The sequence below is a fragment of the Terrabacter sp. Root181 genome (assembly GCF_001428505.1).
Lineage (GTDB): Bacteria > Actinomycetota > Actinomycetes > Actinomycetales > Dermatophilaceae > Terrabacter.
This window is the reverse complement of record NZ_LMHU01000007.1, coordinates 242257-259761: the sequence shown is the minus strand read 5'-3', so window position 1 is coordinate 259761 and position 17505 is coordinate 242257. Positions and strand designations below refer to the sequence as shown.

The window sequence follows — 17505 nt, the reverse complement described above, 5'->3', positions numbered from 1 at the left end:
GGAGCGGGCAGACCTGACGTGCCCGCCGGCGTGGAGTCGCACGGCCACCCGGTCTGACGACCATTGTCACCGGGACGAACGCGTCGCGGGGGAGCCGCGGAGCCCGAGTTCGGTACGCAGCCTGCGCTCGTCAGGGCGACGGTCGGTTGGTCAGGGTGGTGGCCCGGTGTCGGAGGACGTCTTCCTGGATCGTGTCCGGGTCCCGGTTCGGGGCCTCACCCCGGGCGTATGAGGACGGGTCGGCGTGGCGACCACGGGGGGCTCCCCGCGACGCTGCGCGGGCTGTGGGCCAAGGACCGGTTCGAGTTCGGGGTGGCTGCCGCCCGCTTCCTCGGTGCCCTGCTCCTGGGACCGATCCCGGGCATCCTCATCGCCTTCGTCCTCGCCCTCGTCAACCTCACCCGACGCGCGGCGAACCCCGCCGTCGACGTGCTCGGCACGACCGAGGACCCGGACCAGGCCCTTCCCGTGCTGGGTGACGCCACCGAGAGCGAGCCCGGGGTCATCGTCGTGCGCTTCTCCGCGCCGATCTTCTTCGCCAACGTCGGCCTGCTGCGGGATCGCGTGCACGCCGTCGTCGAAGCGGCGCAGGTTGCCCCATCGGGCGCGTCCGACGGGGCGGGCGCGCCCGCCGTCCGACACCTGGTGCTCGACATGGAGGGCGTCACCGACATCGACGTGACCGGTGCCGACGGACTCGAGCAGCTCACGTCCTGGCTCCAGGGCCGCGGCACACAGGTGCACTACAGCCGTGTCCGCCCGGCTGTCGCGGACCGTCTGCACCGCTTCGGGCTCGACGAACGGTCGGCGATGTTCGGCACGAACCGCGCGGCGCTCGAGGAGCTCAGAGCCCGCTGAAGGGCGGTGCGTGGACGACCAGGTCGGTCAGAGCTCGGCGAACTCGGCGGTGCACAGCGCCCAGATGATGAGCCCGTTCAGGGCGAGCAGCACGATCGACCAGAACGGGTAGAGCGGCAACGAGGCGAAGTTGAGCACCATCGCGATCGAGACCGGGACGAGGGCGAGGATGCGACCGATGGGCCGCTCGGCGAGGATCAGCCCGCCGATGACGACGAGGACGACGCCCCAGACGAGGTGGATCCAGCCCCAGGCCGTCGTATCGAAGGCGAGGATGTACTTCGGCGTGTTGACGTAGAGCGTGTTGTCGAAGAGGGCGGACAGGCCCCGGAGGAACTCGAGGACCCCGGAGATGAGCAACAGGGTCCCGACGAACAGCACCGTCCCGTACTTCCAACCGTGCGGTCGCGTCGGCGTGCTGATGGGCGAGCTGGTCATGCGTCCTCCCGTGTCTGGCGATGCCCCATGGTCCGACGAGCGCAGAGCGGTGGTCGTCACCCTGGCGGCATGAGATCGCGGATCGGCCCGCTCGTGCCTCAGAGCAGGCGGAGCTCGCGCCCCCGCGACACGGCGTCACGTCGCTTCGCGACACCGAGATTGCGGTAGACAGCGGCGACGTGCGTCTTCACCGTGTTGGTGGACACGCACAGCTCGTCGGCGATCTCGGCCACCGACATCATCGTCGTGAGCCAGCGCAGGACGGACAGCTCGCGGTCCGTCAGCGACTCGGCGACCGAGCCGTTGTCGCCCCGTTCGAGCGACACCCAGGCGGTGCGCCTGCCCGCGCGGCGACCCCAGATGGTCGACACCGGCATGAGCCACATCGGCTTCCGTGTCGTCGGACGACCGGCGGTCGGGCCCGACCCCGGACGAACCGTGCTCCCTCTCGCGAGTCCCTCGTAGCCGACGACCTGGGGCGGCGAGTGCCGCCTCGGGTTCGTTCTGTCGTCGACGGGGTACGTCGAGCACGACCGGACGGAGGGACATCGTGACGACGACGGACGCCGTGGTCATCGGCAGCGGACCCAACGGGCTCGTGGCGGCCAACCTCCTCGCCGACGCCGGGTGGTCGGTCATCGTCCTCGAGGAGCAGGACCGGCCGGGAGGGGCGGTGTGGAGCGACGACTCCGTCGCGCCGGGGCACGTGCACGACACCTTCAGCTCCTTCTACCCCCTGGCCGCAGCCTCGCCGACCATCCGCGGGCTCCGTCTCGAGGAGCACGGGCTCGCGTGGGCTCACGCCCCGTCCGTGCTCGGGCACTCGTTCGGCGACGGCCGGTGGGGCGTGCTCCACCGGGACCGGGCGGCGACCGCGTCAGCTCTCGACGACGACGCACCCGGCGACGGCGACGCGTGGCTCGCCCTCTGCGACACGTGGGACCGGGTCGGTGACGACGTGCTGCGCGGCCTGCTGAGTCCGTTCCCACCGGTTCGGGGCGGCGCCGGTCTCGCCCGCCAGATGCTCCGCTCCGGCGGTCTGGAGCTGCTGCGCGAGATGGCGATGCCGGCCCGGAGCCTGACGGAGCGGCTCTTCCGGGGAGAGGCGGCGCGCATGCTCGTGGCGGGCAACGCCGGTCACGCCGACATCGGCCTCGAGTCCCCGGGCTCGGCGGCCATGGGTCTGCTGCTCGCGCTCCTCGGCCAGACCGTCGGCTTCCCCGTCCCGCGCGGTGGCGCCGGCCGGCTGTCGACCGCGATGGTCCGTCGTCTGGAGACCCGTGGTGGCGAGCTGAGCCTCGGAGAGCGGGCCGAGGGCGTACGCGTCGAGCGAGGTCGCGCGGTCGCCGTGCGCACCGCCGGACGCGAGATCCGGGTCAGGCGTGCCGTGCTCGCGGACGTGTCGGCGCCCGCCCTCTACGGCGGACTCGTGCCGTGGGCCGACCTGCCCTCGCGGCTGCGCCATCGGATGGAGCGCTTCGAGTGGGACCCGTCGACCGTCAAGGTCGACTGGGCCCTCGGCGGACCGGTGCCGTGGGAGGGCGCACCCGCGGCGGCCCCGGGCACGGTGCACGTCGCGGACTCCATGGACGAGATGACGTTGGCCGGGGCACAGGTGGCAGCCGGCCTCGTGCCGGACCGACCCTTCCTGCTCGTCGGTCAGATGGGCGCGGCGGACGCCACGCGCGTCCCGGCCGGGGGAGAGGCGCTGTGGGCCTACACCCATGTGCCCCAACGGGTTCGGGGTGACGCGGCCGCGGGTCGACCCGGCATCCGCGAGGTGCGCGGCATGTGGGACGAGAGCGACCTGGACGCCATGGCCGAGCGGATCGAGGCGCGCCTCGAGAGCCGCGCGCCCGGCTTCCGCGACCGCATCACCGCCCGGCGGGTCCTCGGCCCGCACGAGCTGGAGGCGCTCGACGGCAACCTCGTCGGCGGGGCGATCAACGGCGGCACGGCGGGGCTGCACCAACAGCTCGTCTTCCGACCGGTCGCCGGATCCGGGCGCGCCGAGACGCCGGTCAAGGGCCTCTTCCTCGCGTCCGCGTCGGCCCATCCCGGCGGCGGCGTGCACGGTGCATGCGGAGCGAATGCCGCACGGGCTGCCTTGTTCCACCACACGATCCAACTCCCTTGGAGGCGCACGTGAGCACGACGACCCGCACGATCCACGGCAGTCCGGACGCGGTGTTCGACGTCCTCGCCGACGGGTGGAGCTACAGCCAGTGGGTCGTCGGCGCCTCGCGCGTCCGTGACGTCACACCGGGCTGGCCGGCGCCCGACACCCACATCCACCACTCCGTCGGTGCCTGGCCCCTGCTCATCGACGACACGACGACGGTGCGTCGGTCTGAGCGGCCCGAGCTGCTCGAGCTGACCGTGCGCGCGTGGCCGTCCGGTGAGGGGGTCGTGCGCATCACCTGTCGCGCGGACGGCGCCGACACCGAGGTGACGATGGAGGAGGACGCGACCAAGGGGCCTGCGGTGCTCGTCCCGAAGCCGGTGCGCGACGTCGTGCTGGACCGCCGCAACCGGGAGGCGCTCCGGCGTCTGGCGATCCTCGTCGAGCGCGCCCAGCCAGATCCTGCCTGACGACGCCCCTCGAGCCCCGGGGCGACGCGTGCACACCGCCCGGCTGGACGGTCTTGCGGGAATCTTGCGAATCGCCTGCGCGAGTCTTGAACAATCCGGACAATTCGGAGGGCTGGTCCTCGTCCCTCGTCCCGGAGTCCCCACATGCTCACCACTCCTCGTGCCCGCTCGCCCCGACTCGTCGCCGGGGCCCTTGCACTGGCGGGCACCGCCGTCGCACTGCTGGCGATGGCTCCCGGGGCCGCGGCGGCGTCCACGCCGAGGGCGGTGAGGACCGTGACCCCGGCGCTTGCCACCCCGGCGTCCTCAGCCCAGGACACCCGGGCGATGTGGGTGTGGGACACGAGCACTCCCGCGGCCACCGTCGACCTCGCCGTGAGCACCGGCACCGACCAGCTCTTCGTCGCCGTCCCGCCGAACCTCGCCACCTCCGGCCAGCTGCCGAACATCAGGGCGCTGAGCGACCGGGCCCGCGCCGCGGGCATCCGCGTGGACGCCCTCGGTGGCGACCCCGGCTGGGTCGACAACCCGACGTGGGTCATCACCTACTGGCTCAAGCCGGCCAAGAGCTCGGGTCTCTTCACGGGCATCCACGTCGACGTCGAGCCCTACTCCACCTCCGCGTGGTCGACCGACCGGCCGAGCGTCGTCGGCAGGTACCTCACCCTGCTCGACAAGCTCCAGGCGAACGCCGGCACCTACCCGATCGAGGCCGACATCCCCTTCTGGTTCGACACGGTTCCCGCCGTCGCGACCACCGGCGCGGCCTCGACACTCGACCGCGAGATCATCAAGCGCACGGCCGGCGTGACGGTCATGTCCTACCGCAACACGGCGACCGGCACCGACGGGACGCTCGGCGTCGCCGCTCCCGCCCTCGCCGCCGGCGCGTCGCTCGGCAAGCCGGTGCGCCTCGGACAGGAGACGAACTACCTCGGCGCGACCGCGGTCGACACGAAGCAGACGTACTTCGGCTGGACCCGCACGGCGATGGAGGCCCAGCTGGCCCAGGTGAACGCCGGCGCGAGCGGCTACGCGACCTACGCCGGGTTGGCGATCCACGACGCCTCCGGGTACGCCGTCATGGCTCCGTGACGCGGGCGGCGACGGCTCAGAAGCCCGCGATGCCGACGATGCCGAAGAGGAACGCGATGAGCAGGGGCCCGGCCAAGGCGGACACGTCGGCGGGCTCCACCGTGGCCGGCGCCCCTCCGTGGGGGTGAACGCCGGGTCTCAGGTGAAGCTGCCGAATCCCGTGGAGACGAGGACCCGGCTCGTGAAGCTGCCCGTGCCGGTGCCCTTGTAGACGTAGAGGTAGCCGTTGGGCGCGAGGGCCAGCAGGTCCTTCCGGCCGTCGCCCGTGAAGTCGCCCATGCCGGCGAGCTGGGTGAAGGCGTTCCAGCCCTTGCTCGTGCCGATCTGCTTGCGGTAGCGGAACCCGCCGGAGCCGTTGCCGGCATAGAGCCAGAGGGTCCCGTCGTTCCTCCGGGCGACGAGGTCGTTGTGCCGGTCGCCGTCGAGGTCACCGACCCCGACGACGGTGGTGAAGGACTGCCAACCGCTGCCGATCTTCTTCGGTCCCCAGAAGCGCGCCCAGTCCCGGTTGGCCCAGAGGTACAGGTCGCCGTTGTCGGCGATCGTCAGCACGTCGGCCTTGGCGTTGCCGTCGAAGTCACCGGGCGTCACGATGTGGCGGTACCTGTTGAACGTCGAGGGGGAGATCGAGTTGAACGCGACGAGCCGGTTGCCGTTGTAGGCCCACCACGACTCGTCCCACCCCGTGTAGGTCACCGACAGGACGTTGCCGCCGAAGAAGTCGTCGCCCGGCTTCGCGAGGGCGGGCAGCAGCGTGCGCACGGCGCCGAGGCCCGAGCCGACCTTGGCGCTGCCGGTGATGCCACCGATCCCGTTGCCGCGGTAGAGGTAGGCGACGTTGCCGTGGGTGACGCCGATGATGTCAGCGCGCCCGTCGTTGCTCACGTCACCGGTGATGAAGAGTCGCTGCCGCGGGCGGGGCGTCGCCGTCGCGACGCGCGCGGGGCCGAGGCCGGCCGCGTTGCTGGCGCGCACCGAGAAGCTGTATGCCGTGTGGTTCGCCAGCCCGGTCACGGTGAGAGTGCGGGCGCTCCCGCCGACCGGGTACGTCCTGCCGCCGGGTGAGACGGTCACGGCGTAGCCGGTGACCGCGCTGTTGCCGACGTCGGTGGGCGGATCCCACTGCACGCGGGCCGACCGGTCGAGCGGGACTGCGGCAAGGAAGGAGGGCGCCGTCGGCGCGGCGACCACCGAGAGGTCGAGGGCTGCGATGCCCACGGTGTGGGTGGACGGGCACGACCGGTTGCAGGTGAGTGTGCCGTCGTGGCGGTACTCGCTGTAGTTGCCTGCCCTGTCGCGGAGCACGACCGCGTCGACGTACCAGGTCCCGGTGCTCACCGTTGGTACCCGTCCGGACGCGACTCCGGAGCCGGTCGCCGAGGTCGCGAACTCCCACCAGGAGGGGCTCTGGAAGCCCGTGGCCGCCCGGTACTGGACCGTGACCGAGGCGAGGGACTCGTCGGCCGCCGCGTAGGACAGGGTGCCGGTCGAGCCGCTCGTCGTCGGACGTGTCGTCCAGGCGATGCGGGAGAGCACGGGGGACTCGACGTCGACGGACGACCCGGTCACCGTGACGGTCGTCGCCGCGAAGGGGAGCGTGTGCGTCGAGGGGCCACTGGCGCTTCCCTGCGGCCACACCTGGACGGCGCCCGAGGAGCGGTACGTCGCGCTGTTGCCCGCCAGGTCGCGCACATAGACGGAGTCGAGCCGGTACGTCCCGTTCGGCACGGACGTCGGCACGACCCCGACCACGGTGCCGTATGCCGCCGGGTCGCCCGTGAGACGGAAGGTGTGGCTCCCGTCGGTGAAGACGGCATACGCCATCGAGCCCAGGGACGTCACGGGCGGGTGCGCCTCGTCGAGGCCCAGCCGGAGGCGGGCTTCCGAGCCGACAGCGGCGCTCGGTGAGGCGAGCGTGACCGACGTGACCAGCGGCGCGTCCGAGTCGGGCGTCGAGCCCGTGACGGCCAACGACACGTCCAACGGGAGCTGGTGCACGGCGCCTGGGCACTCGGGCACGCAGGTCATGGTGGTCGGCGAGTACGTCGTCGTGTTGCCCGACTCGTCGCGGACGGTCAGGGTGTAGAGCGTGGTGGGCACGTCGGCAAGGCCGTCGGGCACGGTCGTCGACGCGACGCCGGTCAACGGCAGCTGGTCACCGAAGTCCCACTCCGTCCGTCGTCCCGCTGCGTCGACGAACGAGGCGACGATCGAGACCGTCGGAGAGGCGTCCGTAGCCGAGTACGAGATCGTGACGGGATCGCCCGGTCCCACGTCCACGGGCGACGTGAACGCGACCGAGTCGAGCCGAGGGGCGACGTCGTCGACCGCCCAGGCAGCGGGAGCGGCTGCTGTCGTCGCGGCCGTGGTCGCCGCGACTCCCACGGCCAGGAGCGCTGCCAGCCGGCGACGGGCGTGGGCGTACGAGAACACGAGTCCCCCTGTCGGACGAATGAAACGAGCGCAGCATACGGCCTGACAGCACCGAGATGCCGGTTCCGGCGAAAGCGCGCCGGTGTCCGGTTCATCCGTGTTCGACGAGGGTTCACGGACTCGCCACGTCGAGGGCACCGCGACCACGAGCGCAGTCCCTAGCGTCGAGGGGTCAGACCGGACCCGAGCGAAGGACACCCCATGCACGTACGCCGTCTCCTCGTCCGCCTGGCCCTGGCCGGCCCGCTGGCAGCAACGACCTTGACCTCACCGTCGCCGCAGAGGAGGGGCCCTTCCTGCGTGGCTTCGCCGGTCACCTCGAGACGGGGCGCGCGTCCATCAGTGAGCCGGCCCTGGGCCACGCCGACGACTGAGCGCCCGCTGCCGTATGCCGGGTGGTCCGGCACCGTGGTCGAGCGACCCCGGTGCCCGGTGCGTCCTCGGCCTCAGGCCGTGCGGCTTCGACGGTCGGGAGTGCGGATGCCGAGCTGGGAGAAGACGAGCGCGGTGCCGGCCACGCACGCGAGCAGGGCGAGCCCGAGACCGTACTGGGGGAGGACCTTGTCGTAGGTGGCGCCGAGGACGAGCGGCGGGAAGTAGCCGCCGAGCCCTCCAGCGGCGCCGACGAGACCGGTCACGCTGCCGACCCGCTCGACGGGGGCGGCCTTGGCGACCCAGGCGAACACGCCGCCGGTGCCCAGACCGAGGAAGAAGGCGATCGAGACGAACGAGAGGCCCGCGGGCAGCTCGAGCGGAGGTCGGAGCGCGAGCACGACGGCGAGCGCCGTCGTCCCGGCGAGCGAGATGCCGAGGACGGCACGAGGCCCGATGCGGTCGCTGAGGATGCCGCCGATCGGCCGGGCGACGACTGCCGCGATGGCAAACCCCGCGGTGCGCGTGCCGGCTGCCGTGAGGTCGAACGCGTAGACGTCCTTGAGGTAGGTCGGCAGGTACGTGGAGAAGGCGACGAAGCCGCCGAAGCAGACGGCATACAGGAACGACATCTGCCACGTGATCGGTAGGCGCAGCGCCGCTGCGAGCTTGGGCACGACGGGGTCGGTGTTGGGCCGCCAGAGCGGCGAGTTGCGCATCCAGGTCCAGCAGATGGCCGCCGTCGCGGCCAGGGCGACGGCGAGGATGACGTGCGTCGCCGTGTAGCCGAACCAGGTGACGAACCTCGGCGTGAAGAACGCCGACAGCGCGGTGCCGCCCATCCCGGCCCCGAAGACGCCGGTGGCGAACCCGCGCCGGTCGGCCTGGAACCACGCGTTGACGAAGGGGATGCCGACGGCGAACGTCGTGCCGGCGATGCCGAGGAAGAAACCGAAGACGAGCATCAGGGTGAACGAGCCCGCGTTGCCGGCCACGGCGACGAGGAGCACGAAGGGGATGCTGGCGAGCGTGAGGATCGGGAACATGATGCGGCCGCCGAAGCGGTCGGTGAGGGCGCCGGCGAGGATGCGGCCGACGGAGCCGACGAGCACGGGAGTCGCGACGAGCAGCGCCTTCTGGCTGCTGCTCAGCCCCATCTGCTCGGTGTAGCGGACCCCGAGCGGACCGATGATGTTCCACGCCCAGAACGTCACGGTGAACGCGAACAGGGCGAGCGCGAGGTTGCGGTTCTGCCCGGTCAGGTCGGGTGCGGCGCCCGCTCGGGGCGTGGCCGCGGTCTGGCTCATGGTGGCTCCTGGACGAGGGGTGGGTGGACGGAGGCCGAGGTGCGGGGCGCCCTCAGGGGCGACGGTCGCGGTCGGAGGTGCCGACCCCGCTCCAGCCGGGACGGCTGGAGCGGTTGCCGGAGGTCCCGCCGTCGCGCGAGCGGTAGACGATGTAGGGCCGGAACAGGTAGTGCAGCGGGGCGGTGAAGGCGTGCACGAGCCGCGTGAACGGCCACAGGGCGAAGAGCAGCATCCCGACGATCGCGTGGACGTGGAACTGGACCGGCGCCGCGGCCATCGCGGAGACGTCGGGGCTCAGCAGGAAGACCGACCGGAACCAGGGCGACACCGTCTCGCGGTAGTTGTGCGCCTCGGATCCGGCGGCGACGCTGACGAGCGTCGTCCAGAGGCCGAGCACGATGGCTGCGCCGAGCAGGACGTACATCAGCTTGTCGTTCTTCGTCGTCGCCATGAACACGGGTCCGGTCGTGCGGCGCCGGTAGACGAGGATGAGGATGCCGACGAGCGTGCACAGCCCGGCGAGACCGCCGAAGAGCAGCGCGTTGAAGTGGTAGAGCCCCTCGCTGACACCGACGGCCTCGGTCCACGACTCGGGGATGACGAGTCCGCCGACGTGGCCGACGAAGACGAGCAGGATGCCGAAGTGGAAGAGCGGCGAGCCGATGCGCAGCAGGCGCGACTCGTAGAGCTGCGACGACCGGGTCGTCCAGCCGAACTTGTCGTAGCGGTAGCGCCAGATCGTCCCTCCGACGAGGCTCGCGACGCAGAGGTAGGGCAGGACGCCCCAGAGGAAGGTGCTCACGAGCCTCCTCCCGTCGTCGTGCCCGACGGGACCGCTTGCAGCGGAAGCAGCCTGGGGTCGTAGGGCTCGAGCCCGACCGACTCCGTCGGGTGCGGACCGGTCATGCCGACCATCTCCATGACCGCAGCCCGGTCGGGTGGCGACTCCCCGGGAAGGGTCGCGCACACGGCGACGACAGCAGCGGCATACGGACTCTGCTTCTCCTGCAAGGCGATCCGCAGCAGCTCGAGGCTTGCGCGGTACTCCTGCAGCAGCGCGACGCCGGCCGCCGCGTCGACGCGTGCCGCGAACTCGAGCACCATCGGGAGGTAGTCCGGCAGCTCGCCGTGCGTGTCGACGACCGCACCACTGCTGCGGTATGCCGTCTTGAACCGTCCCAGCACCTCGCCGCGTCTGCGGGTGTCGCCGTCGGTCCAGTACGACAGGTAGAGGGCGTGCTTGCGGCTGAGGTCGAACGTGTCGACGTAGGCCCGCTGCAGCTCGGCCAGGTCGGCTCCGTCGAGGTGGGCGACGAGACTCGACAGTCCCGTGGCCGGCGGCGAGTCGCCCTGCTCCGCAAGTGCATCGCGCATAGAGGGGATCGCTGCGAGGAGGTCGCCGGACGGGTAGTCCAGGCAACGCCCCGCCACGAGGTGGACGACGCGGTCGTCCCGGCGTGCCGCCGCCCGGCGCCGTCGGCCGATCACGGTGCGTCGCCGTCCGTGCGGCCGGGGAAGAGTCCCGGGGGTGCGCCGTTGCCGTCCCAGTTGAGCAGGTTGACCCGACCGGTCAGCGCGCCCGACGGGCTCGTCGAGATCGCCGTGTCGGAGGTCTGCCGCTGCTTGAGGGCGTTGAACGTCTCGACCGCCACGGGCGCCGGCCGGCCGCTCGCCTCACCGAACGGACCGGACTCGTACATCCCCGGTCCCTCGTCGAAGTCGAGCGAGCAGCCGATCTCCTCGAGCTCGTGGGCGCGCTCGACGTGCGCGGTCGGGATGACGTAGCGGTCGGCGTACTTCGCGATCGCCATGAGGCGGTACATCTCGTAGAGCGTCTCCTCGCTCATGCCGACCGCCTCGGGGATCGCGGGGTCGCCGTCGCGGCCAAGCGACACGTCGCGCATGTAGGCGCGCATCGCGGCGAGCTTCTGCAGCACACCCGTGATGATGTCGGTGCGCCCGGCCGTGAAGAGCTCGGCGAGGTAGTCGACGGGGATGCGCAGCGCCTCGATCGCGCCGAAGAGCACGGTGCGGTCCTCGGCGTCGTGGCCCTGCGACGAGAGCACGTCGACGATCGGCGACAGCGGCGGGACGTACCAGACCATCGGCATCGTGCGGTACTCCGGGTGGAGCGGCAGCGCGACGCGGTAGGTCTTGGCCAGCGCGTAGACGGGCGAGCGCCGGGCCGCGTCCATCCAGTCGTCCGGTATGCCGTCACGCCGGGCCGCCGCGACGACCTCGGGGTCGCTCGGGTCGAGCAGGAGGTCGAGCTGGGCCTCGTAGAGGTCGCCCTCGTCAGGTGTCGCCGCCGCGGCCGTGACCCGGTTGGCGTCGTAGAGGAAGAGCCCGAGGTAGCGCAGCCGGCCCACGCACGTCTCGGAGCAGACCGTCGGCAGGCCCACCTCGACCCGCGGGTAGCAGAAGGTGCACTTCTCGGCCTTGCCGCTCTTGTGGTTGAAGTAGATCTTCTTGTACGGGCAGCCGGTGATGCACTGCCGCCAGCCTCGGCACCGGTCCTGGTCGACGAGGACGATGCCGTCCTCCTCGCGCTTGTAGATCGCGCCGGAGGGGCACGAGGCCATGCACGACGGGTTGAGGCAGTGCTCGCAGATGCGGGGGAGGTAGAACATGAAGGTCTTCTCGAGCTCGAAGCGGACCTTCTCCTCGGACTCGCGCCGGACCGAGGCGTTGAGCTTGGCCACGATCGGGTCGAGGTGGCCCATCGCGCTCGAGCCGCCGAGGTTGTCGTCCCAGTTCGCCGACCACGTGATCTTCGTGTTCTCGCCGGTGATGAGGGACTTGGGGCGGGCGACGGGGAAGTCGTCACCCAGGGGCGCCTCGATGAGGGTCTGGTAGTCGTAGGTCCACGGCTCGTAGTAGTCGGCGAGCTTGGGCTGCACGGGGCTGGCGAAGATGCCGAGCAGCTTCTGCACCCGGCCGCCGGCCTTGAGCCTGAGGTTGCCGCGGTGGGTCAGCGTCCAGCCGCCCTTCCACGTCTCCTGGTCCTCGTAGCGGCGCGGGTAGCCCTGGCCGGGCCTCGTCTCCACGTTGTTGAACCAGACGTACTCGGTGCCGGCGCGGTTGGTCCACGCCTGCTTGCACGTGACCGAGCACGTGTGGCACCCGATGCACTTGTCGAGGTTCATCACCATGCCCATCTGGGCCATGACACGCATCAGTACGTCACCTCCTGCGAGCGCTTGCGCACCGTCGAGACCATGTCGCGTTGGTTGCCCGTCGGCCCGAGGTAGTTGAACGTGTAGGACAGCTGGGCGTAGCCGCCGATGAGATGGGTGGGCTTGACGAGCAGCCGCGTCACCGAGTTGTGGATGCCGCCGCGGCGACCGGTGGCCTCCGACTTCGGGACGTCGATGGTGCGCTCCTGGGCGTGGTGGACGTAGACCACGCCCTCCGGCATACGGGAGCTGACGATGGCCCGCCCCACGAGCACGCCGTTGGCGTTGAGGCACTCGACCCAGTCGTTGTCGGCGACGTCGATCGACCCCGCGTCCTGCGGGCTCATCCACACCGTCGGGCCGCCGCGCGAGAGCGAGAGCATGAGCAGGTTGTCCTGGTACTCCGAGTGGATCGACCACTTCGAGTGCGGGGTCAGGTAGCGGACGGTGACCTGCTTCGAGCCGTCGGGCCCGAGCCTCGGCTCGCCGAAGAGCCGGTGCATGTCGAGCGGCGGACGGTAGATCGGCAGTGCCTCGCCGAGGTCCTGCATCCAGTCGTGGTCGAGGTAGAAGTGCATCCGGCCGGTCAGGGTGTGGAAGGGCTTGAGCCGCTCGATGTTCACGGTGAAGGGCGCGTAGCGCCGACCGCCGGTCTCGGAGCCCGACCATTCCGGTGACGTGATGACGGCGACGGGCGCGACCTGCGTGTCGGCGAAGGTGATCCGCTTCTCCTCCGACCCCTCGGCGAGGTCGACGAGCTTCTTGCCGACCCGCTCCTCGAGGGTGCGGAAGCCCTGGACGGCAAGGTGGCCGTTCGTCGTGCCCGAGAAGGTGAGGATCGCCTCGGCGAGCTTCTCGTCGGTGTCGATCGCCGGCCGGCCGTCACCGGCGCCGCCGAGCATGACGCCGTTCTTGGCGGCGAGCCGGGCGACCTCCTCCTCGACCCGGTAGGTGACGTTCTTGACGGTGAAGCCGAGGGTGTCGGCGAGCGGGCCGACGGTGGCGAGCTTCTCGCTGATCGCGGTGTAGTCGCGCTCGACGAGCTGGAAGACCGGCATCGTCCGGCCCGGCACGCCGGGCTGTCCGGTCGCACGCCAGTCGACGGCCCGTCCACCGGGCTGCGCCGTCTCGCCGGGGGTGTCGTGCATGAGCGGCACGCTGACGAGGTCCTTGCGCACGCCGAGGTGGGTGCGCGCGAGGTCCGAGAGCTTCTCGGCGAGGAGGTGGAAGAGCTCGAAGTCGCTCTTGGCCTCCCACGGTGGGTCGATGGCGGGGGTGAAGGCGTGCACGAACGGGTGCATGTCGGTCGAGCTGAGGTCGTGCTTCTCGTACCACGTGGCCGCGGGCAGGACGATGTCGGAGAGCAGGGTCGTGGACGTCATGCGGAAGTCGGCCGAGAGCAGCAGGTCGAGCTTGCCCTCCGGCGCCTCGTCGTGCCACGTCACCTCGGACGGCCTCGGCGCCAGGGGGTTCTCGCTGCCGAGGACGTTGTGGTGCGTGCCCAGAAGGTTGCGCAGGAAGTACTCGTTGCCCTTGGCCGAGGACCCCATGAGGTTGCTGCGCCAGAGCACGAGGGTGCGCGGCCAGTTCTCCGGGGCGTCGACGTCCTCGATCGCCGAGGTCAGCGTGCCGTCGTGGAGGGCGCCGGCCACGTATGCCGCGGGGCTGGCAGCGGTGCCCGCGTCGACGGCGGCCTCGGCGTCCTCGGCGACCTGGAGCGGGTTGGTGCCGAACTGGGGGTAGAACGGCATCCAGCCCATCCGGGCGGACTGCGCGATGGTGTCGGCCGTGTGCTTGCCGGCCAGATGCCCTCTGGCGAGAGGCGAGTTGAGCGAGTCGGCCGAGTAGCCGTCGTTGCGCCACTGGTCGGTGTGCATGTACCAGTACGACGTACCGGTCATGGTGCGCGGAGGACGGCCCCAGTCGAGGGCGTTGGCGAGGGAGATCCAGCCCGTGATCGGCCGGCACTTCTCCTGCCCGACGTAGTGCGCCCACCCGCCGCCGTTGCGGCCCATGCAGCCGGTGAGGACGAGGAGCGAGAGGATGGCACGGTAGGTCGCGTCTCCATGGAACCACTGGCAGATGCCCGCGCCCATGATGATCATCGAACGGCCTTGCGACTGCTCGGAGTTCGTGGCGAACTCGCGGGCGATGCGGATGCACTGCTCGGCCGGCACGCCGGTGATCTCGGCCTGCCAGGCGGGCGTGTAGGGGGCGGTCACGTCGTCGTATCCCGTCGGCCAGATGCCCGGCAGTCCCGGCCGCGCGACGCCGTACTGCGCGAGCATGAGGTCGTGGACGGTCGTCACGAGGTGTCCGCCGACGCGGCGGGCGGGGACGCCGCGACGCAGGACCGAGCCGGTGCCGTCGGGCTCGACGAAGGCCGGCAGCAGCACCTCGACGGCCTCGGCGCCGTCGCCCGCCATCGTGAGGGCGGGTGTCACTCCGTCGAGGTCGAGGTTCCACCGCCCCTTGCCGGAGTCGGCGTAGCGGAAGCCCATCGAGCCGTTCGGCACGACCGGCTGGCCGGTCGTCCCGTCGAGCAGCACGGTCTTCCACGCGTCCTCGTCGGGAACGGTGCTGCCCTCGGCAGCCAGGTCGGCGGCAGTGAGGAACTTGCCGGGCACGAGGGGAGCGCCGGCCCCGTCACCCGACGCGGCGGCATACGCCTCCTCGGGGGCCTCGAGGCGGACGAGGAAGGGGAGGTCGCTGTAGGTGCGCACGTAGTCGGTGAAGAAGGGGACCTCGCGCTCGACGAAGAACTCCGTGAGGAGCACGTGGCCCATCGCCATCGCCAGCGCCGCATCGGTGCCGGCCTGTGCGGGCATCCACTCGTCGGCGAACTTCGTGTTGTCCGCGTAGTCGGGGCTGACCGTGACGACCTTGGTGCCGCGGTAGCGGACCTCCGCCATCCAGTGCGCGTCGGGTGTGCGGGTGACCGGGACGTTGGAGCCCCACATCATGAGGTAGGTCGCGTCCCACCAGTCGCCCGACTCCGGCACGTCGGTCTGGTCGCCGAAGACCTGCGGGCTCGCGACGGGCAGATCGGCGTACCAGTCGTAGAAGCTCGTCATGACGCCGCCGATGAGCTGGATGAAGCGGGTGCCCACGCAGTGCGACACCATCGACATAGCGGGGATGGGCGAGAAGCCGGCGACGCGGTCGGGCCCGTACTCCTTGATCGTGTGGACATGGGCGGCGGCCGCGATCTCGACGGCCTCACCCCACGACGCGCGCACGAGCCCGCCCTTGCCGCGGGCGCTCTGGTAGCGCCGCCGCTTGTCCGGATCCGTCGTGATCTCGTGCCAGGCGTCGACCGGGTCGCCCAGGCGGGCCCTGGCCTCGCGGTACATCTCGAGCAGGACGCCGCGGACGTAGGGGTAGCGCACCCTGGTGGGGGAGTAGGTGTACCAGGAGAAGGCGGCACCGCGGGGGCAGCCACGCGGCTCGTACTCGGGTCGGTCAGGACCGACGGAGGGGTAGTCGGTCTGCTGCGTCTCCCACGTGATGATGCCGTCCTTGACGTAGACCTTCCACGAGCAGGACCCGGTGCAGTTGACGCCGTGCGTCGAGCGGACGACCTTGTCGTGGCTCCAGCGGTCGCGGTAGAAGACGTCACCGGCGCGACCACCCTCCCGGAAGACGGCCCGCCCGTCGTCGGACTCCTCCCACCGGGTGAAGAAGCGGCCCGCCCGGAGCAGGGCGGCCGAGGCCGGGCCGTCCACCCCGCCCGGGGCCGTGCCGGTGCTCCGGAAGGCCGCGCTCACGGGTGCCACCCCGGTCCGGGGCGGTGACGGGGCAGGAGATCCATGACTCCTCCAAATCGACGACGGGGTTCATCGAAAACGATCGGCTGCGGCGCGTCCGGGCGCCTCCGTGGCGACGCCCCGGTGACCCCGAGCGTCCGCAACGCTACTGGTCCCAAGCAGTTTCGGCGCGGCAATCGCGGGGCTGAGGCATGGGTTTCTCACCCGGCCGCCCGGCGCGACGGGTCGTCATCTATCCTCCAAATCAACGAAATGGAGGACCGACGTGGCAGCAAGCACTCGGAGTGAGGTCATGGCGTCGTCCACGCGTCGAGCGATCCTCGACCTGCTCGCCGCCGCGGCCGACACCGCGGACTCGACGGGCGACGTGGGCGCCGTGGGCGCGGAGCGCGGTCCTGAGCGCCACGGGCTCAGCGCCGCCGAGGTGGGTTCCGCCCTCGACCTGCACGTCACGACGGCCCGCTTCCACCTCGAGCGCCTCGTGGCGGTCGGGGTCGTGGAGAGCCTGCAGCGTCGCGGCGCCGTGGGCCGGCCGCGCAAGATCTACGTCGACGCCCGGAGCCGGCGACCCGGCCTCGCCAGTGCCGAGGCCCTCCAGGCCTTCACCGAGCTGTTGACCAGCGCCTGGTCCGCTGCCGAGGACGGCACTCCCGGCGACCCCGAGCGCGCCGGCGAACGGTGGGTCCGGGAGCGCGCCGAGGAGCCGGCTCCGCCGGTCGCGGGCACCCGCGGAGCGTGGCTCGGCAAGGTCGGCATGGCCGTCGACCTGCTCGACGAGTGGGGCTACCAGCCGGAGCTGGGCACGTCCGCCGGGGGCCGCACCGTCGAGCTGACCCTCCACGACTGCCCCTTCCTGACGATGGCCCGGGCCCACCCCGAGATCGTGTGCGGCATCCACCGGGGTCTGATCCGCGGCACCATGGCGGCGGTCGGCGAGGACGGCGCCGACGTCGAGCTGCGGCCCTTCGTCACCGACCGCACCTGCTCGGCGCGGCTCACGACGGCCGCCACCTTCCATCGCCCGGCGCCGCAGCGGACCTGATCCGAGGTGGGTGCGGACCGTGACACGGCGAGATCTCCGGACGGATGCGGGGTATGACACCGGCGTGAGCACGTCGTCGTCCCGACCCGACCGGGGCCGTCCCGAGGGAACGTCCCGGTCGACCGCGGTCAGGGCACGGCTGGGACCCGGGCGCGGGCACCCGAGCGACGGCATCGACGTCGCCGTGGCCGTCGACCTGGTGATGCTCCACCGCGGCCTGACGGCCGAGGAGGCCCACGACCGGCTGCGGGCGCACGCTGAGGCGAGCGGCCGCGACCTCGGACACGTGGCGAGCGACGTCATCGACCTCGGGACCTCGCGCCTGCCGCGCTGAGCCCTCCGGGCCTCGACCGGCCCGCGTGGCTCGACCGGCCCGCGTGGCTCGACCGGCCAGCGTGGCTCGACCGGCCAGCGTGGTTCGAGCG

The 17505-nt window shown here is 71.4% G+C and carries 14 protein-coding genes; 6 read left to right on the top strand and 8 right to left on the bottom strand.

The genetic code is table 11. From position 1 onward, the window contains the following. Window positions 1–228 precede the first annotated feature (228 nt). Window positions 229–858, top strand: coding sequence for an STAS domain-containing protein (locus tag ASD90_RS15360; protein WP_056758372.1), 630 nt, complete (start codon window positions 229–231; stop codon window positions 856–858). A gap of 27 nt (window positions 859–885) precedes the next feature. On the opposite strand, the gene ASD90_RS15355 is transcribed toward ASD90_RS15360, so the two are convergent. Further along, window positions 886–1296, bottom strand: coding sequence for a hypothetical protein (locus ASD90_RS15355; RefSeq protein ID WP_056758368.1), 411 nt, complete (start codon window positions 1294–1296; stop codon window positions 886–888). A 98-nt stretch (window positions 1297–1394) separates the two neighbouring features. Beyond that, on the bottom strand, window positions 1395–1673 hold the full coding sequence (locus tag ASD90_RS15350) for a helix-turn-helix transcriptional regulator (protein ID WP_200958636.1): 279 nt from the start codon (window positions 1671–1673) through the stop codon (window positions 1395–1397). 173 nt (window positions 1674–1846) lie between these two features. On the opposite strand from ASD90_RS15350, the gene ASD90_RS15345 reads away from it, so the two are divergent. The 3 genes from ASD90_RS15345 (at window position 1847) to ASD90_RS15335 (ending at window position 4983) form a co-directional block, all read left to right on the top strand. After that, window positions 1847–3445, top strand: coding sequence for an NAD(P)/FAD-dependent oxidoreductase (locus tag ASD90_RS15345; protein WP_235506685.1), 1599 nt, complete (start codon window positions 1847–1849; stop codon window positions 3443–3445). After that, entirely contained in the window at window positions 3442–3888 is a 447-nt protein-coding gene (locus ASD90_RS15340) for an SRPBCC family protein (RefSeq protein ID WP_056758364.1), read from the top strand. Before ASD90_RS15345 ends, ASD90_RS15340 begins: the two co-directional genes overlap by 4 nt. Window positions 3889–4032: 144 nt before the next feature. Next, window positions 4033–4983: a hypothetical protein gene (locus tag ASD90_RS15335; protein ID WP_157623200.1), complete on the top strand. Its 951-nt coding sequence runs from the start codon at window positions 4033–4035 to the stop codon at window positions 4981–4983. Window positions 4984–5121: 138 nt separating this feature from the next. Here the strand turns inward: ASD90_RS15335 and ASD90_RS15330 are convergent, their stop codons facing one another. The 6 genes from ASD90_RS15330 to ASD90_RS15305 all read right to left on the bottom strand — a co-directional run bounded on the left by ASD90_RS15330 (window position 5122) and on the right by ASD90_RS15305 (window position 16047). Further along, window positions 5122–7416 carry an FG-GAP-like repeat-containing protein gene (locus ASD90_RS15330; protein ID WP_056758359.1) on the bottom strand — a complete coding sequence of 765 codons (2295 nt, stop codon included), beginning with the start codon at window positions 7414–7416 and terminating at the stop codon, window positions 5122–5124. 446 nt (window positions 7417–7862) lie between these two features. After that, a complete protein-coding gene (locus ASD90_RS15325; protein ID WP_056758356.1) occupies window positions 7863–9095 on the bottom strand; it encodes an MFS transporter in 1233 nt (410 codons plus the stop codon). A gap of 52 nt (window positions 9096–9147) precedes the next feature. Then, on the bottom strand, window positions 9148–9897 hold the full coding sequence (narI, locus tag ASD90_RS15320) for a respiratory nitrate reductase subunit gamma (RefSeq protein ID WP_056758354.1): 750 nt from the start codon (window positions 9895–9897) through the stop codon (window positions 9148–9150). Beyond that, window positions 9894–10526 carry a nitrate reductase molybdenum cofactor assembly chaperone gene (narJ, locus tag ASD90_RS15315; protein ID WP_369793618.1) on the bottom strand — a complete coding sequence of 211 codons (633 nt, stop codon included), beginning with the start codon at window positions 10524–10526 and terminating at the stop codon, window positions 9894–9896. Before narJ ends, narI begins: the two co-directional genes overlap by 4 nt. A gap of 53 nt (window positions 10527–10579) precedes the next feature. Next, window positions 10580–12271: a nitrate reductase subunit beta gene (gene narH, locus ASD90_RS15310; protein ID WP_056758348.1), complete on the bottom strand. Its 1692-nt coding sequence runs from the start codon at window positions 12269–12271 to the stop codon at window positions 10580–10582. Beyond that, window positions 12271–16047 (bottom strand): nitrate reductase subunit alpha, encoded by a 3777-nt coding sequence (locus tag ASD90_RS15305; RefSeq protein WP_056758345.1) that lies wholly within the window; start codon window positions 16045–16047, stop codon window positions 12271–12273. Before ASD90_RS15305 ends, narH begins: the two co-directional genes overlap by 1 nt. 283 nt (window positions 16048–16330) lie before the next feature. Between ASD90_RS15305 and ASD90_RS15300 the strand changes: the two genes are divergently transcribed. Both ASD90_RS15300 and ASD90_RS15295 read left to right on the top strand, forming a co-directional pair. Then, window positions 16331–17080: a metalloregulator ArsR/SmtB family transcription factor gene (locus tag ASD90_RS15300; RefSeq protein ID WP_056758343.1), complete on the top strand. Its 750-nt coding sequence runs from the start codon at window positions 16331–16333 to the stop codon at window positions 17078–17080. 64 nt (window positions 17081–17144) lie between these two features. Next, window positions 17145–17414, top strand: a complete 270-nt coding sequence (locus ASD90_RS15295) for an ANTAR domain-containing protein (RefSeq protein ID WP_056758340.1) — start codon at window positions 17145–17147, stop codon at window positions 17412–17414. Window positions 17415–17505 lie beyond the last annotated feature (91 nt).

Coding starts and splice junctions, on each gene's coding strand:
- ASD90_RS15360 (WP_056758372.1), top strand. CDS start 229: ATGAGGACGGGTCGGCGTGGCGACCACGGGGGGCTCCCCGCGACGCTG.
- ASD90_RS15355 (WP_056758368.1), bottom strand. CDS start 1,296: ATGACCAGCTCGCCCATCAGCACGCCGACGCGACCGCACGGTTGGAAG.
- ASD90_RS15350 (WP_200958636.1), bottom strand. CDS start 1,673: ATGCCGGTGTCGACCATCTGGGGTCGCCGCGCGGGCAGGCGCACCGCC.
- ASD90_RS15335 (WP_157623200.1), top strand. CDS start 4,033: ATGCTCACCACTCCTCGTGCCCGCTCGCCCCGACTCGTCGCCGGGGCC.
- ASD90_RS15325 (WP_056758356.1), bottom strand. CDS start 9,095: ATGAGCCAGACCGCGGCCACGCCCCGAGCGGGCGCCGCACCCGACCTG.
- narH (WP_056758348.1), bottom strand. CDS start 12,271: ATGCGTGTCATGGCCCAGATGGGCATGGTGATGAACCTCGACAAGTGC.
- ASD90_RS15300 (WP_056758343.1), top strand. CDS start 16,331: ATGGCGTCGTCCACGCGTCGAGCGATCCTCGACCTGCTCGCCGCCGCG.